This window comes from Paenochrobactrum sp. BZR 201-1, assembly GCF_044987585.2.
GTDB lineage: Bacteria > Pseudomonadota > Alphaproteobacteria > Rhizobiales > Rhizobiaceae > Paenochrobactrum > Paenochrobactrum pullorum.
In genome coordinates this window covers 91,671-108,120 of the sequence record NZ_JBJDRZ020000017.1, presented here as the reverse complement: position 1 = coordinate 108,120, position 16,450 = coordinate 91,671, and the positions used below count along the sequence as shown (strand labels likewise).

Genomic DNA, 16,450 nt, shown 5'->3' with positions numbered 1-16,450 from the left:
TGGATAAAGCACATATGATGTCCGCCAATATGACCGGAGATGATATTCTCAAGGTAGAACATTTATCCATGCGCTTTGGCGGACTGGTTGCAATCAATGACCTGTCTTTTAATGTCAAGCGTGGTGAAATTACTGCAATTATCGGCCCCAATGGTGCCGGTAAAACCACCGTGTTCAACTGCATTACCGGTTTTTATAAACCAACCGGCGGTATGTTGACGATGACGCGAAAATCCGGCGAACAGTTTTTGCTGGAACGGTTGCCTGATTTTAAAATCACGCAGAAAGCGCATGTGGCACGAACATTCCAGAATATTCGCCTGTTTACCGGCCTGACAGTTTTGGAAAATTTGCTGGTCGCACAGCATAATAAGCTGATGACTTCATCCGGTTATACAATTCTCGGCCTATTGGGATTGCCGGCTTACAAGCGTGCCGCCAAGGAATCGATTGAAAAAGCCAGCCGTTGGCTTGAAAAAATCAATTTGATTGAGCGTGCTGATGATCCGGCTGGGGATCTGCCTTATGGTGATCAGCGGCGCTTGGAAATTGCCCGCGCCATGTGCACCGAACCGGAAATGCTTTGTCTGGATGAGCCGGCAGCTGGTCTTAACCCGCGTGAGTCGGCGCAGCTCAACAAGCTGTTGTTGGATATTAAAAATGAAACCGGCACCTCTATTTTGCTCATCGAGCACGATATGTCGGTGGTTATGGAAATCTCCGACCATGTCATCGTGCTGGAATATGGCACCAAAATCTCTGACGGCACACCGGAATTTGTCCGTGATGATCCGAAAGTGATTGCGGCCTATCTGGGTGTTGATGATGATGAAGTGGCGGAGCTGATTGAAGATGCTCCTGCCAGCGGTAATGCAGCTGATTTTGTGACTGTCGCTTTGGCTAAGGAAGCTTTGGCTGAACAGGGTGATCATGCCGCTGAAGAAAAGCTTGCGTCAAGCTTTATGCCTAAAGGCGCGCTTCAGGCACCACGCGGCGATGCACCGGATAATTTGACCCTGATTAAAGGTGTCGGTGCGGTGAACGAAGAAAAACTGAACAAGCACGGCATTTTCCACTTTGATCAGATTGCAGCTTGGGATGAAGCCGATATTGCCGAATTTGATGCTTTTCTCGCCTTCGGTGGCCGGATTGAGCGTGAAGATTGGGTGGGGCAGGCAAAGTTGCTGACTGCCGGACAGGATACGGAGTTTTCAAAGCGGGTTGAGGCAGGAAATGTCCCTACCAGTCATAAAACTCAGACTGAAGGGGATGAATGATGCAGGATAAAAATCCGCTTCTGGTGATCGATAAGGTTGAAACTTATTACGGCAATATTTGTGCGCTTAAGGGCATTGATATGGTTGTGAATGACGGGGAAATTGTCACCCTCATTGGCGCCAATGGTGCCGGTAAGTCGACCTTGATGATGACGATTTTTGGTATGCCGCGTGCGCGTACAGGGCGCGTTATTTTTGACGGGCAGGATATTACCAATACACCGCCGCATCTGATTGCGCATCTTCGTATTGCGCAGTCACCTGAAGGCAGACGCATTTTCCCGCGTATGACGGTTTATGAAAATCTGCAAATGGGAGCGAGTCTCGATAATCAGCGTTTCTTTGAAGAAGATGTTGCATTGATGTTTGATCTCTTTCCCCGTTTGAAAGAGCGTATGCATCAACGTGGCGGCACGCTTTCGGGCGGTGAACAGCAAATGCTTGCTATCGCCCGTGCATTGATGGCGCGTCCGCGTTTGCTGTTGCTGGATGAACCTTCATTGGGCTTGGCACCACTGATCGTTAAGCAGATCTTTGAAGCCATTAAAGAGCTCAACCGCTCGCGCGGCTTGACTGTATTTTTGGTGGAGCAGAATGCGTTTGGTGCGTTGAAACTGGCCGATCGTGGCTATGTGATGGTCAATGGTTCCATCACGATGAGCGGTTCCGGCGTAGACTTACTGGCAAATCCCGAAGTGCGGGCTGCCTATCTCGAAGGCGGAAGGCATTAAGGGAGCAAAATCATGCAGGGAATTCTTTACGAAGAACCATCAATCTGGCTGTTTATCCTGATCACCTGTCTGCTTGGCGGTTGGGCTGCGTGGATGACAGGGCGCGCATGCGCGCAGACTTGGCGCCCTTATACTACATTGCTGTGTTATCTGATCCCGCTCGGAGTGGCCGTGCGCTTCATCCATCACGCCTTATTCGAAGGTACTATGCTTTCATTGCATTATTATCTGGTAGATACGATTATATTGATCATAATTGGTTCTATCGGGTTCAGATATACCAGAGTTAATCAGATGGTCAGCCAATATAGCTGGCTGTATGAAAAGGCATCAATGTTGTCGTGGAGGGCTAAATAGTCACTGATCCAGCTAAACCGGCCGTTTAATATAAGCATAATTTAAAAATAGCATTATACGGAAATGACGGGTTTATTCCGTCGGGGAATTGAAAATAAAGGGAGTGAGAAGTTGAAAAAATCATTATTTACTGGTGTTGCTCTTTCCGCATTGCTGGCAGTAAGCGGCGGTGCCTGGGCTGATGTTTTGGTGGGTGTCGGCGCACCGATGACGGGTCCGAACGCCACCTATGGCGCGCAGATTTTGAAGGGCGCAGAGGCTGCGATTGCTGAAATCAACGCCAATGGCGGTATGAATGGCGAGCAAATCAAAATTGTTATTGGCGATGACGTTTCCGACCCTAAACAGGGGATTTCGGTTGCGAATAAATTTGCCGGTGACGGTGTTCAGTTTGTGATCGGCCCCTATAATTCAGGCGTCGCCATTCCAGCAGCTGATGTTTATGCCGAAAACGGTATTTTGATGATCAGCCCGGGTGCGACCAACCCGGCTTACACCGAAAAAGGCCTGTGGAACGTGTTCCGCACCTGTGGCCGTGATGACCAGCAAGGTATTGTTGCCGGTGAATATATTGCGAAACATTTCAAAGATAAGAAAATCGCAGTCGTTCACGACAAAACACCTTATGGTCAGGGTCTGGCTGATGCCACCAAGAAGAAGTTTAACGAACTTGGTGTGAAAGAAGTTCTTTATGAAGGCGTCAATGTTGGCGAAAAAGACTTCTCGGCGCTGATCACCAAAGCAAAAGCTGCTGGTGTTGAAGCTATCTATTGGGGTGGTGTCCACACTGAAGGTGGTTTGCTTATCCGACAGCTGGCCGAAAACAACCTGAAGGTTCCGGTCATTTCCGGTGATGCGATCGTGAATAATGAATTGGCATCGATTGCCGGTGATGCTGTGATCGGTACACTCAATACCTTTGGTCCTGATCCGCGTGTGGATCCTGCCAATAAGGAACTGGTTGAGAAGTTCCGTGCGGCAGGTTTCGAGCCTGAAGCTTACACCATCTACTCTTATGCCGCGGCACAGGCGATTGCAGCAGCAGCAGCTGCTGCAGGCAGCAATGACCCGCAGCAGGTAGCTGCAGCACTGAAAGAAAAGGGACCTTTCCCGACAGCACTTGGTGCGCTTTCTTTTGATGCCAAAGGTGATGCTGAATTGCCGGGTTACGTCATGTATGAATGGAAGAAGAATGCTGATGGCAATTATGTCTACGAACAGCAGGTTCTGGCCGACTAATATTTGACCGCAATCTTAATAAATGCCCCCGCTGTTTGCCATCCAATAGCGGGGGCATTTTTGTTCCAACTTGTCTGTCGAACTAGCCACGTTGGGTATCTGTCGCAATTTTGTGATGAGCTATTATTTTGACATATCTACATGTTTTTGAAACAAGAGCGATGACGAACTGTATTTTCATGCTTTAAACCAACGCGGCGTACGCTTCCTTGACAAATTTTTTTAATATAGCGGTGCTGCAACAGCGCTTTAAAGTATCTTTTCCGCCTGCACGTTTTGCTGTAGCGCTTCTGTTTTTAATGAATGGCTATATTTTTGGCAGCTGGGCACCCAGAATTCCGGAATTTGCTGCGCGTTTAGGTTTTGATAGTGCGCAAATGGGGCTGATGATCCTAATTTTCGGCATCGGCTCAGTATTGTTTATGCCATTATCCGGTGCATTGTGCGCGCGTTTCGGCTCGGCCAGTATCGTTAAAATATCGGCAGTTGCAGTCGTGCCCGTGTTGTTTTTGATCAGTCTGGTGCAGCATGAAATTGTGGCAGTGATTGTGCTTTTCTATTTTGGCGGATTTATCGCTGCAATGGACGTGGCGATGAATACCAATGCGGTGGCGATGGAAAAATCATTGCGCCGCGCGGTCATGTCTTCATGTCATGCTTTTTGGAGCCTAGGCGGTTTGCTTGGAGCTGGAACAGCCGGTTATCTTATGACCAATATCGGCTCTATTGCTCATGGGGCAGTTGTTTCTGTGGTGGCCGGTATTTTAATTGTGTTGGCTTGGCCCAATATTCTGGAAGACAAAATTAGCGAGGCCAGTGAACGTGTGAAGTTGAGTTTGCCCAAACAACCATTGCCGTGGCTGATTGGACTGCTGGCATTGTTTTCGATGATACCGGAAGGGGCGATCATGGATTGGGGCAGTTATTATCTGCGCCAAGATTATGGTGCCTCGGTAGAAACGGCCAGTTTTGCTTTTGCCGCCTTTTCCCTCACAATGGCATTGATGCGCTTTGCCGGTGATAGTGTGCGCGATCGTTTTGGGGCAGTGAAAACATTGCGGGTCTGCACGCTGGTGGCAATCACTGGATTATTGATGGCAGCTTTTGCGCCGACACCCTGGCTGGCTATTGCAGGTTTTGCAGTTTGCGGCATCGGCATTTCCAATATGGCGCCGATCATCTTTTCAATGGCCGGCAATGTGCCGGGGGTGGTGCCAAGCGTCAGCCTGTCGATTGCCACCAGCCTTGGTTACTCCGGTACATTAGTGGCCCCATCGCTGATTGGCTGGATTGCCAAGTTTCATGGCTTTGCGCTGGTCTTCGCCTGTTTGCCGGTTTTACTGCTTGTGGTGTTGACCTTTTCAAGGTTGGCGCGTTTTGCTGACCATAATCATGATGGCCAGTAAGAAAAGCCAATAAAATTTTGCATGATTGGCGCGACAAGGGGCGACATGCGACTTGTAAGGGACTATATAAAGCCATAAATTTATGGCACTTGATATTTGTGATCATCAACGCGCAGCCATCGAGTAGTTTAAAAAATCCTGGATGAATTGAATAAAATGGCCTCCGAACAAATCAGCTATTTTTCGCACCCTTTTGCCCGTCGCACGTCAGTTGGCGTGGATGTTGGCGGTGTGATGGTGGGCGGCGGCGCGCCTGTGGTGGTGCAGTCGATGACCAATACGGACACGGCTGATATTGATGGCACTGTGGCGCAGGTTGCAGCCCTTCATCATGCAGGTTCTGAACTGGTGCGCATTACCGTTGATCGTGACGAGTCGGCAGCGGCTGTGCCTAAAATTCGCGAACGTCTTGAGCGTCTGGGTCTTGATGTGCCGCTGGTGGGTGATTTCCATTATATCGGCCATAAATTGCTGGCTGATCATCCGGCCTGTGCCGAGGCTTTGGCGAAATATCGTATCAATCCGGGCAATGTTGGCTTCAAAGATAAAAAAGACAAGCAGTTTGCCGATATTGTCGAAATGGCAATTCGCTACAACAAGCCGGTGCGTATCGGTGTCAATTGGGGTTCGCTTGATCAGGAATTGTTGACCACTTTAATGGATCGCAATCAGGCGGAAGGTGCGCCACTCACTGCTCAGCAAGTGATGCGTGAAGCGATTGTGCAATCTGCGCTGATCTCTGCTGATCTGGCGGAAGAAATTGGTCTGCCGCGCGATAAAATCATCCTGTCTGCCAAAGTCAGTCAGGTGCAGGATTTGATCGCGGTTTATACAGAACTAGCACGTCGCTCCAATCATGCGCTGCATCTGGGACTGACCGAAGCGGGCATGGGTACCAAGGGCGTGGTCGCATCATCTGCTTCAATGGGGATCTTGTTGCAGCAGGGAATCGGCGACACAATCCGCATTTCGCTGACGCCGGAACCGGGCGGCGACCGTACCCGTGAAGTGCAGGTCTCGCAGGAATTGTTGCAAACGATGGGTTTCCGGCAGTTCATTCCTATTGTTGCAGCATGCCCTGGTTGCGGCCGCACCACTTCGACTGTGTTTCAGGAATTGGCGCAGACCATTCAGGACGATATTCGTAAAAACATGCCGATCTGGCGTGAGAAATATCCAGGCGTCGAGGCGCTTTCTGTGGCAGTGATGGGTTGCATCGTCAATGGACCGGGCGAATCGAAACATGCCGATATCGGCATTTCACTGCCGGGTACCGGTGAAACGCCATCTGCGCCGGTTTTTGTCGATGGTAAAAAAGTAACCACTTTGCGTGGGACCGCCATTGCTGAAGATTTCCAGAAAATGGTAGCTGAATATATCGAAAATCGGTTTGGTCTGGGTGCTAAAGAACCAATGGAAATTGAGGCTTGAAGCTTAAATTGACTTATAAAAAAGCCGGTGTTTTAAATAAACATCGGCCTTTTTATTTGTTAAGTGTTTAGCTTTGTCGATGCGCGATAAAATGGGCGGCTTGCTTTAAAATCCCGGCCTTCTCGCCAAAAGGTTCCAGCAGTTCTTCAGCTTGCGCTACCAAACCCGCCAATTGCTTGCGTGTCCAGTCAATACCATGAAGCGCCACTAATGTGGCTTTCCCGGCATCCGCATCTTTGCCAGCGGCTTTGCCAAGATGCGCTGCATCCGATGTCACATCCAGCAGGTCATCAGCAAGCTGGAAGGCAAGACCGATAGCTGAGCCAAATTCTGCCAAACGCTCGCGTTCCTGTGTGGTTGCACCACCAATAATAGCACCGCTTTCACAGGCAAAACGAATGAGCGCGCCGGTTTTCATCGCCTGCAAGGTGATAATCCCAGCCTCATCCGGACTTTGTTCTTCCGCCATTAAATCAAGGGCTTGGCCGCCTGCCATGCCGCCGGGGCCGGCAGCACGTGCAAGGCTTAACACCAGCTCCAGCCGAGTGGCGGCATCCAGTTCGGTTTCTTTGCTGGCAATAATGTCAAAAGCATAGGTGAGCAGACTGTCACCGGCCAAAATCGCTGCGGCTTCATCAAAAGCTTTATGAAGGGTCGGTTGACCACGGCGCAGATCATCATCGTCCATTGCCGGCAGATCATCATGCACGAGCGAATAGCAATGGATGCTTTCAAGTGCAGCAGCAACGCGCAATGCTGCTTCTTCATTGGCACCAAAAAGGGCGGCGGTTTCCATCACCAGAAACGGGCGCAGGCGTTTGCCGCCATTCAAAACGCCGTAGCGCATGGCTGCCATCAGCCGTTCCGGACGGGCAATTTCGCCCGCTCTTAATCGCTCATCCAATTGCGATTGCAAAATGGTTTCAACCTGTATGGCACGGGCTGCAAGAGCGGCGGTGAAATCGGGGGAGAGACTGTTCTTATCCATGGGAGGAGCGTTTACCAGACTATCGCAAGGGGTCAACTATGGGAGCTTGAAGATTATATGAAATCAGTATCATAAACATGCCCCGATAAACATTGTTTATCATTTGTTAACTTTTCGGCAGATGGGTTCATTCTGCTTATTAAATAGTTTATGGCTTGTAGGACAAGAAGAACAGGCTGAGTTTAGTGGAAAAAGACATTCATCAAAACAAAGACGACGGTGATGACATCGCTAAGCCTGCCGGTAAAGCTGGCCTGCGTCTTGTTTTCAAGATTGGTTTATTTCTGCTTATATTGCCGCTGCTGTTGCTTGGCATATATAAACTGCCTTTTGTACATCCGGTTTCCACGCTGATGCTTAAAGATCAGGTGTTGCTTCAAACAATGGAGCGGCAATGGATCGATATTGATGATATTTCGCCCCATCTGGTCAATGCTGTGATGATGTCTGAAGATGGCCAATTTTGCAGCCATAGCGGAGTGGACTGGCGTCAGATGTCGCTGGTGGTAAAAGATGCCTTCAGCGGTCAACCGGCGCGTGGCGCTTCGACGATCACAATGCAAACGGCAAAGAATCTCTTTCTTTGGAATGGTCGTTCTTATTTCAGAAAAGCGCTGGAACTGCCCTTGTCGATGGCAATGGATATGATGCTGTCCAAAAAGCGCATTATGGAAATTTACTTGAATATTGCTGAATGGGGGCCAGGTATTTACGGAATCGAAGCGGCATCGCAGCATTATTTCAAACGTTCGGCGTCTAAATTGACCTTACAGCAAGCTTCGCTTTTGGCTGTTACTTTGCCAAACCCAGCGGTGCGCAATCCGGCAAAACCAAGCCGCGGCATGGTCAGAACTGCCAATATCATACAGAATCGGGCAAAAAAAGCCGGGCCTTATGTCACCTGTGTTCGTTGATATTTATTAAGCTTAGTTTGTAAGCCTGCGCTGATAAGTTTAATTGACCTTTGTCAAATGCTGTGTAGAAGCACTGATAAGCAAGAGTTAGAACAGTGATGATGCAAAAAAAATGCGAATTTGACTGGTCAAACGCTGCCAGAACGTGTATAGGCTCGTCACTTTCCGGAATCTTGTCCGATGTGACAGGCTCCTTTGGAGTCGGGCCGGACTATTATTGACCGATCATTGGAGCAGAATCCATGGCTGTACCTAAACGAAAAACTTCCCCGTCGAAGCGCGGTATGCGTCGTTCGGCTGATGCCCTGAAGGCGCCTACCTATGTTGAAGACAAAAACTCAGGTGAATTGCGCCGTCCGCATCATATCGATCTGAAAAGCGGTATGTATCGCGGTCGTCAGGTTCTGACACCGAAGGAAGCTTAAGCTTCTTCAATAGTCTGCGCTTTGTGCATAGATTATTGTTTGTGAATTAAAAACACCGTGTGAATTTCGCACGGTGTTTTTATTTGTTTTGAAGATTTAAAACATGCACATAAAAAAGCCTCCGTGTGGTTTCCCGCACGGAGGCTTTTTATTGTCAGTAATGCTATTTAGTTGGCAACAGCGGTGAAGCCTGCGGCTTCAATACCGGCAATTGCTGCCAATTCGTCATTGTCAGACGTGTCACCGGTAATGCCGACTGCGCCGAGAATTTCATTCTCTGCATTTTTGATCAAAACGCCGCCCGGAACCGCAACAATTTTGCCGCCGGATACATTGGAAAGGCCTTCGAGGAAGTGCGGGCGATCTTTCGCCTGATCGTTGAGCCAGCGTGAACCTTTGCCGACAGCCAATGCACCATAAGCTTTGCCGGAAGCAATGGCAAAGCGCAGGTTTGATGAGCCGTCCTGACGCTGGAAGGCGGTTACATAGCCGCCAGCATCCAATACAACAACGGAAAGCGGCTGCATGCCGGCTTCTTTAGCGCGTTCCAATGCACCGTTGATCATCTGGTTAGCTTTGGCGAGGGTCAGTTTTGACATGAAAAACTCCTGTGATTTTCTGCAACCAATCTAGCGGCCTTGGCAGAGGATTGCACGTTATAAGCATAAGCCTACGGGAAAAACACTTAATCTGCAGCGTGAAGGATCATCTTATTTTGAGCCTAATTTGCCGGATTGCTGCCAAGGTGCGTCTGTTTTGTTGTTTATCAGATATTTTGTGATTACTGTGTGTGCAATGAGAGGAATTGCAGCGAGAAAAGCCTGCAAATTGGGAGCTTAAAATCAAATGCCTGCCATGAATGATGTGATTGTGATTGTTGGTGCGGCACGCACACCGGTTGGAAGTTTCAACGGTGCTTTTGCCAATGTGCCGGCACATGAGCTGGGCGCAACTGCTATTGCTGCAGCTTTGAAACGCGCAGGTGTTGCGCCGCAAGAAGTCGATGAAGTGGTATTCGGTCAGGTTTTAACCGCAGGTGAGGGACAAAATCCGGCACGTCAAGCGGCCAAGCTTGCAGGCTGCCCGAATGAAACCACAGCCTTCAGCCTCAATCAGCTTTGTGGTTCAGGTCTTCGTGCGGTTGCAGTTGGTATGCAGCAGATTTTAAGCGGTGATGCCGATATTATCGTCGCTGGTGGTCAGGAATCCATGTCGATGGCACCGCATTGCGCACATTTGCGCGGCGGGGTCAAAATGGGTGATTTCAAAATGATCGACACCATGATGAAAGACGGTCTGACGGACGCTTTCTATGGTTATCCAATGGGCACAACCGCTGAAAATATTGCCACCCAATGGCAGCTTAGCCGTGAGACACAGGATCAGTTTGCGGTTGATTCTCAAAACAAAGCCGAAGACGCACAAAAATCCGGCCGCTTTAAAGATGAAATCGTACCGGTGGTGGTTAAAACCCGCAAAGGCGACATTATTGTCAGTGAAGATGAATATATCCGCCATGGTGCAACACTGGATGCGATGGCAAAACTTCGTCCTGCTTTCGATAAGGTTGGCACTGTTACAGCCGGTAATGCTTCCGGCATTAATGATGGTGCGGCGGCGGTTGTGCTGATGCGTGCAGGTGAGGCAGAAAAGCGTCAGGTGAAGCCACTGGCGCGAATCGTTTCCTGGGCAACCGCAGGTGTTGATCCGTCGATTATGGGGACTGGGCCTATTCCTGCTTCGCAGAAAGCCTTGCAAAAAGCAGGCTGGACAGTGGATGATCTTGATCTGGTGGAGGCCAATGAAGCCTTTGCCGCTCAATCTTGTGCTGTGGTGCGTGATCTGAAGCTTGATCCGGCGATTGTGAATGTGAATGGCGGGGCGATAGCAATCGGCCATCCGATTGGCGCATCGGGTGCGCGTGTGCTGACAACTTTACTTTATGCCATGCAGCAGCGTGATGCAAAACGTGGCCTTGCCACTTTGTGTATCGGTGGCGGTATGGGTGTAGCGCTTTGTGTCGAGCGTGATTAAGCGGCACTTAACGGTGACTGTATTGCAGTGTAAAAGTTAATAAAAGCAGCGCTGAAAACAATAAAAGACAGAGCTTGTGCGAGCTCTGCCTTGTTATTTATGGGCTGTTACGGTTCATACCCACCAGATAGAGCGTGTACAAAATAAGAACGTGCATTAAGTGTCGATTCGTCGCCGATTCGTTCCGGCTTTGAACCAAAGCTTAACAAAAGTGCTGAAATTCAAACATTTACGCTCAAAGATTGCCTTGTAAAATTGGCACATGAGGCATGCATATTTGCTGTGTCTGAAAAGACAAAAATAATCCGTATGCAAAGGTTAATATCTGCCAATGGAATTAGTTGGATTTTCATCCACCATCAAGGGTGGTTTACGCGGCATTTCTGGCGCTGGTAGAGGCTTCAACCGATTTGACTAGATGTAGAGGTGAACAAAAAGAGAAAGTTGCGAGGTCGACGATTCGTCGCCGATTCGTTCGAGAGTCGTTCCATTCGTTAAAATTGCCATTGTAATCAGCAAAACGCACGCTATTGTGCGGCTTGTCATTATTTATAGCGGTATTCCAGTGACTGGGAATCAGTGCTATCGCTGACAACGAAATTCAAGACGATATACTGAGGCTTTAACCGCTAACCTTATGAACCATCAACCAACCCAAGATATGCCTTTAGTGCTGAGCGGCCGCAATGTGACGGCTGTACTGGGACCGACCAATACCGGTAAAACGCATTTGGCGATCGAGCGTATGCTGGCGCATAGTAGCGGTATGATTGGTTTACCGCTGCGTTTGCTGGCGCGTGAGGTTTACACACGGGTGGTCGAGCGGGTAGGGGCGGCCAATGTTGCGCTCATTACCGGTGAAGAAAAAATCATTCCTGCCGGAGCGCGTTATTCTGTTTGCACGGTGGAAGCCTTGCCGCGCTACACCAATGTGGCCTTTGTGGCTATTGATGAAGTGCAGCTGGCAGGTGATCTCACCCGTGGCCATATTTTCACCGACCGTATTTTACATTTGCGCGGGCGGGATGAAACGCTGCTGCTGGGTGCGGCGACCATGCGTGGTATTTTGGAAAAAATGCTGCGCGGTATCAATGTCATCACCCGTCCGCGCTTGTCGCATCTGGCTTATGCCGGTTCCAAGAAAATCACCCGCCTGCCGCGTCGCTCGGCCATTGTCGCTTTTGCAGCTGACGAGGTATATGCGATTGCCGAACTGATCCGCCGCCAGCGCGGCGGTGCTGCGGTGGTTATGGGTGCGCTTAGCCCGCGAACCCGCAATGCACAGGTCGAGCTTTATCAGTCGGGCGATGTCGATTTTCTGGTCGCGACGGATGCAATCGGCATGGGGCTTAATCTCGATGTCGATCATGTGGCATTCGCGCAGAACAAAAAGTTTGACGGTTATCAGTTTCGTGATCTGACACCGTCGGAAATCGGACAGATTGCCGGTCGCGCCGGACGTCATTTACGTGACGGTACTTTTGGCGTGACGGGACAGGTTGATCCGTTCGACAATGAAATGGTGGAACGGGTCGAATCACATAATTTCGATCCCGTGAAGCTGATGCAATGGCGCACAGCCAAGTTCGACTTTTCGTCGATCACAGCTTTGCGTAATTCTTTGGACAAACCTGCACCGATTGAAGGACTTGTCCGTGCATTACCGGCAGTGGATGCGCAAGCATTGGACCATCTGTCGCGTGATGAAGAAATTAGCCGGTTGGCAACGACACCAAAACGTATAGAAATGTTATGGGATTGTTGTGCTTTGCCGGATTATCGCAAGATCGCGCCGGCACAGCATGCTGAAATTATTGCGTCGATCTATCAGGATCTCGTACGCCGGGGGAGCGTCGATGAAAATTATATGAGCGAACAATTGCGCCGTGCGGATAATGTTGATGGTGAAATCGACACTATTTCGCATAGAATAGCGCAGATAAGAACCTGGACTTTTGTGTCGCATCGGCCGGGATGGCTGGCAGATCCGACACACTGGCAGGAAAAGACGCGCGAAATTGAGGACAGATTGTCCGACGCGCTCCATGAGAGGTTGACGAAACGCTTTGTAGACCGCAGGACAAGCGTGCTTATGAGGCGCCTGAGAGAGAATGCCATGCTTGAAGCTGAAATCAGCCCGTCCGGTGATGTGATTGTTGAAGGTCATAATGTCGGACATTTGGAAGGATTCCGTTTCACTGCCGATACGCAAGCCGAAGGTTCGGATGCGAAGGCAGTGAGAGCGGCTGCACAAAAGGCGCTTGCCGCCGAGTTTGAAAAGCGGGCAGAGCGATTTGCTGCCGTGCCCAACGGTGATTTTGCACTGGGGTCAGACGGTGTGCTGCGTTATGTCGGTGCGGCTATTGCCACACTGGTAGCCGGTGAAAATGTAATGAAGCCACGTGCGGTGCTGTTGGCTGACGAGCAGCTGACAGGTCCGGCACGCGATAAGGTCGCCGCCCGTATTGATCGCTTTGTTGCCCACCATATTGAAACCGTGCTGAAACCATTGACCGATCTGGCAGAGGCGGATGCCCTGACCGGCATGACCCGTGGTCTTGCTTTCCAGCTCGTTGAAAATTTAGGCATTTTGCAACGCCGTGATGTGATTGAAGAAGTACGTGGCCTGGATCAGGATTCCCGTGCCGCCCTTCGCCGTCTTGGTGTGCGCTTTGGTGCCTATCACGTCTTTATGCCAGCTTTGCTGAAGCCGGCACCGGCAGGTCTCATCACATTGTTGTGGAGCCTGCAAAATGACGGGCGCGATAAAAACGGTTACGGCGAAGTCGTCAATGTGATGGCTGCTGGTCGTACATCGGCTGTTGTCGATCCGGAATTTGATCCGGTTTTCTATCGACTGGCCGGTTACCGTGTGCTTGGTCGTCGTGCTGTGCGCATCGACATTCTGGAACGTTTGGCGGATCTGATCCGTCCGGCTTTGGCATGGCGTCCGGGCATTGGCGAGCGTCCGGAAGGCGCTTATGACGGCAGCAAGTTCCTTGTTACCGCAGCAATGATGTCCATTTTGGGCGCAACCGCTGATGACATGGAAGAAATTCTGAAAAGCCTTGGCTATCGTCATGAAGCAACCACCGATGTGGCTGTTGCAGCGAAATTTGCCGAGCTTGATGCTTTTGCAGCCAAAGCTGTCGAGAGTGCCAAGCCTAAAGTGCCTGATGCAGAACCGGTTCCGGCACCCGTGGTACAGCAAGAGGTTGCTGAGGTTGCAGTGGCTGATGATGCCGCAGAAACCGTTGTTGAGGCTGTTGCAGAAGAGGCCAAGCCTGTTCTCCTGTGGCGTCAGGGCCGCTTTGAAAACCGCAACCGGAATGATAATCGCGGCAATCAGCGCGGCAATCATAGCGGTGGTGGCCGTCAGAACAATCAGCGCACTAATGCTGAAGGTGCAGAAGGCGAAAAAAGCGAACGTCGCAATTTCCGCGGGCCTAAGCGTAAGCCATCTGGCGACAATGCAGCCCAAAATCATGCCGGTGAAGGTGAAAACCGCAAACACCATCGTGACGATCAGCGCAAATCCGGTGCGCCCCATAAGGGTGGTCCGAAGCGCGGTGGCCAGCACAATAAGCATGAAAGCAATCAGCGTTTTGAACGTCAGGAACGTGTTGTGAAGCTTGATCCTGATTCGCCATTTGCAAAATTGGCAGCGCTGAAGGAACAGCTGAAGAAGTAACCATGGGTACAGCATCAGAAAAGCAGCGGATCGATAAATGGCTGTTTTTCGCGCGCGTGGTGAAATCAAGATCGCTGGCGGCAAAGCTTGCCGCCGGTGGTCACGTCAGAGTCAACGGACAAAAGCTTGATCAAGCGTCATATGGCGTGAAACTCGGTGATGATCTGACCATTACGTTAGAGCGTAAAATTCTGATTTATAAAGTTTTATTGTTGGGTGAACGGCGAGGGCCTGCATCGGATGCACAGCTGCTTTATCAGGATAACTCGCCCGCGATGCCGGACAAAGATGAAATGGCCAATATCAAACCTGGCTTGCGGGATGCCGGATCAGGTCGCCCGACCAAGCGTGAGCGTCGTTTAACGGATAAATTGCGTCAAGTTTTTTCCGATTAACAAAATTCTGATTTTTGTAGTGCAAATATATTTTTGCGAATTTTATTACTTTTAGTTGAAAATACCAAGACTGCGGCAAAATCTGCAATCTGTGTGCCATTTTAGTTTTGCCCTGCGGTGAACCGTCACTATTGGGCGTTTCTAGGCTTGTCATACGGCTTCAAAATCGTTACCTGACTGCTCAACGAATGCCTTTTCTGACTGGAGTTTGACTATGACCTACGTTGTCACTGACAATTGTATCCGTTGTAAATACACGGATTGTGTAGAGGTCTGTCCTGTTGATTGCTTTTATGAAGGTGAAAATATGCTCGTCATTAATCCTGACGAGTGTATTGATTGCGGCGTTTGCGAGCCTGAATGTCCGGCGGAGGCAATCAGCCCCGATACAGAGCCCGGCCTTGATAAGTGGCTGGAACTGAATGCTGAATATGCTGTCAAATGGCCGAATATCACTGTGAAGAAAGATGAACTGCCTGAGGCCAAAGAGATGGACGGCGTTTCTGACAAGTTGCAGTATTTCTCAGCTGAACCAGGCTCCGGTGATTAAGCGATAAAATTATCTGATAAAATGGATCTGGCTGAAGGAAACTTGCTTCGGCCAGCACGATTTTGTCAAATTCTTGCTTCTGTATCTATTTTATGGTATGGTGCCGCCAAAATGTCGGTCTCTGGACGTTAAGTCGCTACGTTTATGCGCTAATCTTTGATAGGATATATTCATTTACCGGATAAAATGACCCGGAGCGGTTAATCACGTTGATTGCAAACTGCTCATCATTAAGCCGGTCGATGAATTATGCTTAGCAGTGATTTTCAGAAAGTAAACTGACAATTTTATGCCTGCAAGTGCTTTTTTAAGGCACGGGCTAAAAAAGAATATCGCGTGTTAACCGGCGGAAGCGCCGGGCACAACAGGGAGTATGGAAGCGTATGTCATCCCAGCAGAAGAAGTCCCCAGCTCGTCAGGGTTTCAAGACCGGTGAATCGATTGTTTATCCCTCTCATGGTGTCGGTCAGATCGTCGCCATTGAAGAACAAGAAGTTGCCGGCCACAAGTTAGAACTTTTTGTAATTGATTTCGAAAAAGATAAAATGCGCCTGAAGGTTCCTGTAGCCAAGGCTCTGACTATCGGTATGCGCAAGCTTTCGGAAACTGATTATGTCGAACGTGCTTTGAAAGTTGTTCAGGGTCGTGCGCGTATCAAACGTACAATGTGGTCACGTCGTGCGCAGGAATATGATGCAAAGATCAATTCCGGCGATCTGATTTTTATCTCCGAAGTTGTCCGTGATCTTTTTCGCGCTGATAACCAGCCGGAACAGTCTTATTCAGAACGCCAGCTTTATGAAGCAGCGCTTGATCGTATGGCTCGTGAAATTGCAGCTGTTAACAAATTGTCGGAAACCGAAGCAGTTCGTCTGATTGAAGTTAATCTGGCAAAAGGTCCAAAACGTGGCGCCAAAGGCGAGGCTGAAGACGAAGAAGTTGAAGCAGCATAATTTTTTAAGCTGTTATTTTGAAAAAAGCCCGGGTTTGACCCCGGGTTTTTTTATGTCTG

General features: G+C 49.6%; 14 protein-coding genes and 1 pseudogene. 13 read left to right on the top strand and 2 right to left on the bottom strand.

Translation table 11 applies throughout. From position 1 onward, the window contains the following. The first annotated feature begins 17 nt into the window (after positions 1 to 17). The 6 genes from ACI0FR_RS10975 to ispG all read left to right on the top strand — a co-directional run bounded on the left by ACI0FR_RS10975 (position 18) and on the right by ispG (position 6,441). Positions 18 to 1,277: an ATP-binding cassette domain-containing protein gene (locus ACI0FR_RS10975; protein ID WP_374832476.1), complete on the top strand. Its 1,260-nt coding sequence runs from the start codon at positions 18 to 20 to the stop codon at positions 1,275 to 1,277. Next, the gene (locus ACI0FR_RS10970; protein WP_374832362.1) at positions 1,277 to 2,008 is read left to right on the top strand and encodes an ABC transporter ATP-binding protein; all 732 of its coding nucleotides are present in this window, start codon (positions 1,277 to 1,279) and stop codon (positions 2,006 to 2,008) included. Before ACI0FR_RS10975 ends, ACI0FR_RS10970 begins: the two co-directional genes overlap by 1 nt. A 12-nt stretch (positions 2,009 to 2,020) precedes the next feature. Then, positions 2,021 to 2,365, top strand: a complete 345-nt coding sequence (locus tag ACI0FR_RS10965) for a DUF6867 family protein (RefSeq protein WP_374832360.1) — start codon at positions 2,021 to 2,023, stop codon at positions 2,363 to 2,365. A 111-nt stretch (positions 2,366 to 2,476) separates the two neighbouring features. Continuing rightward, the gene (locus ACI0FR_RS10960; RefSeq protein WP_404907455.1) at positions 2,477 to 3,604 is read left to right on the top strand and encodes a branched-chain amino acid ABC transporter substrate-binding protein; all 1,128 of its coding nucleotides are present in this window, start codon (positions 2,477 to 2,479) and stop codon (positions 3,602 to 3,604) included. Between the two features lie 227 nt (positions 3,605 to 3,831). Continuing rightward, positions 3,832 to 5,010, top strand: coding sequence for an MFS transporter (locus ACI0FR_RS10955; RefSeq protein WP_404907524.1), 1,179 nt, complete (start codon positions 3,832 to 3,834; stop codon positions 5,008 to 5,010). A gap of 156 nt (positions 5,011 to 5,166) precedes the next feature. Next, on the top strand, positions 5,167 to 6,441 hold the full coding sequence (gene ispG / locus ACI0FR_RS10950) for a flavodoxin-dependent (E)-4-hydroxy-3-methylbut-2-enyl-diphosphate synthase (protein ID WP_374832356.1): 1,275 nt from the start codon (positions 5,167 to 5,169) through the stop codon (positions 6,439 to 6,441). Positions 6,442 to 6,508: 67 nt separating this feature from the next. On the opposite strand, the gene ACI0FR_RS10945 is transcribed toward ispG, so the two are convergent. Continuing rightward, a complete protein-coding gene (locus ACI0FR_RS10945; protein ID WP_404907452.1) occupies positions 6,509 to 7,429 on the bottom strand; it encodes a polyprenyl synthetase family protein in 921 nt (306 codons plus the stop codon). Between the two features lie 185 nt (positions 7,430 to 7,614). Here ACI0FR_RS10945 and mtgA point away from each other — a divergent pair, with 185 nt between their 5' ends. Together mtgA and rpmF are read left to right on the top strand one after the other, a co-directional pair. After that, positions 7,615 to 8,343: a monofunctional biosynthetic peptidoglycan transglycosylase gene (mtgA, locus tag ACI0FR_RS10940; protein WP_374832352.1), complete on the top strand. Its 729-nt coding sequence runs from the start codon at positions 7,615 to 7,617 to the stop codon at positions 8,341 to 8,343. A gap of 242 nt (positions 8,344 to 8,585) precedes the next feature. Then, a complete protein-coding gene (rpmF, locus tag ACI0FR_RS10935) occupies positions 8,586 to 8,768 on the top strand; it encodes a 50S ribosomal protein L32 (RefSeq protein ID WP_374832350.1) in 183 nt (60 codons plus the stop codon). Positions 8,769 to 8,935: 167 nt separating this feature from the next. On the opposite strand, the gene ACI0FR_RS10930 is transcribed toward rpmF, so the two are convergent. Next, a complete protein-coding gene (locus tag ACI0FR_RS10930) occupies positions 8,936 to 9,367 on the bottom strand; it encodes a GlcG/HbpS family heme-binding protein (protein WP_184222579.1) in 432 nt (143 codons plus the stop codon). Between the two features lie 256 nt (positions 9,368 to 9,623). Here ACI0FR_RS10930 and ACI0FR_RS10925 point away from each other — a divergent pair, with 256 nt between their 5' ends. The 5 genes and pseudogenes from ACI0FR_RS10925 to ACI0FR_RS10905 all read left to right on the top strand — a co-directional run bounded on the left by ACI0FR_RS10925 (position 9,624) and on the right by ACI0FR_RS10905 (position 16,391). Next, on the top strand, positions 9,624 to 10,802 hold the full coding sequence (locus ACI0FR_RS10925; RefSeq protein WP_404907522.1) for an acetyl-CoA C-acetyltransferase: 1,179 nt from the start codon (positions 9,624 to 9,626) through the stop codon (positions 10,800 to 10,802). A gap of 637 nt (positions 10,803 to 11,439) precedes the next feature. Continuing rightward, a pseudogene (locus ACI0FR_RS10920) lies at positions 11,440 to 14,137 on the top strand (helicase-related protein); the annotation flags it as partial. Positions 14,138 to 14,495: 358 nt separating this feature from the next. Next, positions 14,496 to 14,888 (top strand): RNA-binding S4 domain-containing protein, encoded by a 393-nt coding sequence (locus ACI0FR_RS10915; protein ID WP_404907449.1) that lies wholly within the window; start codon positions 14,496 to 14,498, stop codon positions 14,886 to 14,888. Positions 14,889 to 15,102: 214 nt separating this feature from the next. Further along, complete coding sequence (fdxA, locus tag ACI0FR_RS10910) at positions 15,103 to 15,438, top strand: ferredoxin FdxA (protein ID WP_374832346.1); 336 nt, start codon at positions 15,103 to 15,105, stop codon at positions 15,436 to 15,438. A 383-nt stretch (positions 15,439 to 15,821) separates the two neighbouring features. Then, the gene (locus ACI0FR_RS10905) at positions 15,822 to 16,391 is read left to right on the top strand and encodes a CarD family transcriptional regulator (protein ID WP_374832344.1); all 570 of its coding nucleotides are present in this window, start codon (positions 15,822 to 15,824) and stop codon (positions 16,389 to 16,391) included. Positions 16,392 to 16,450 lie beyond the last annotated feature (59 nt).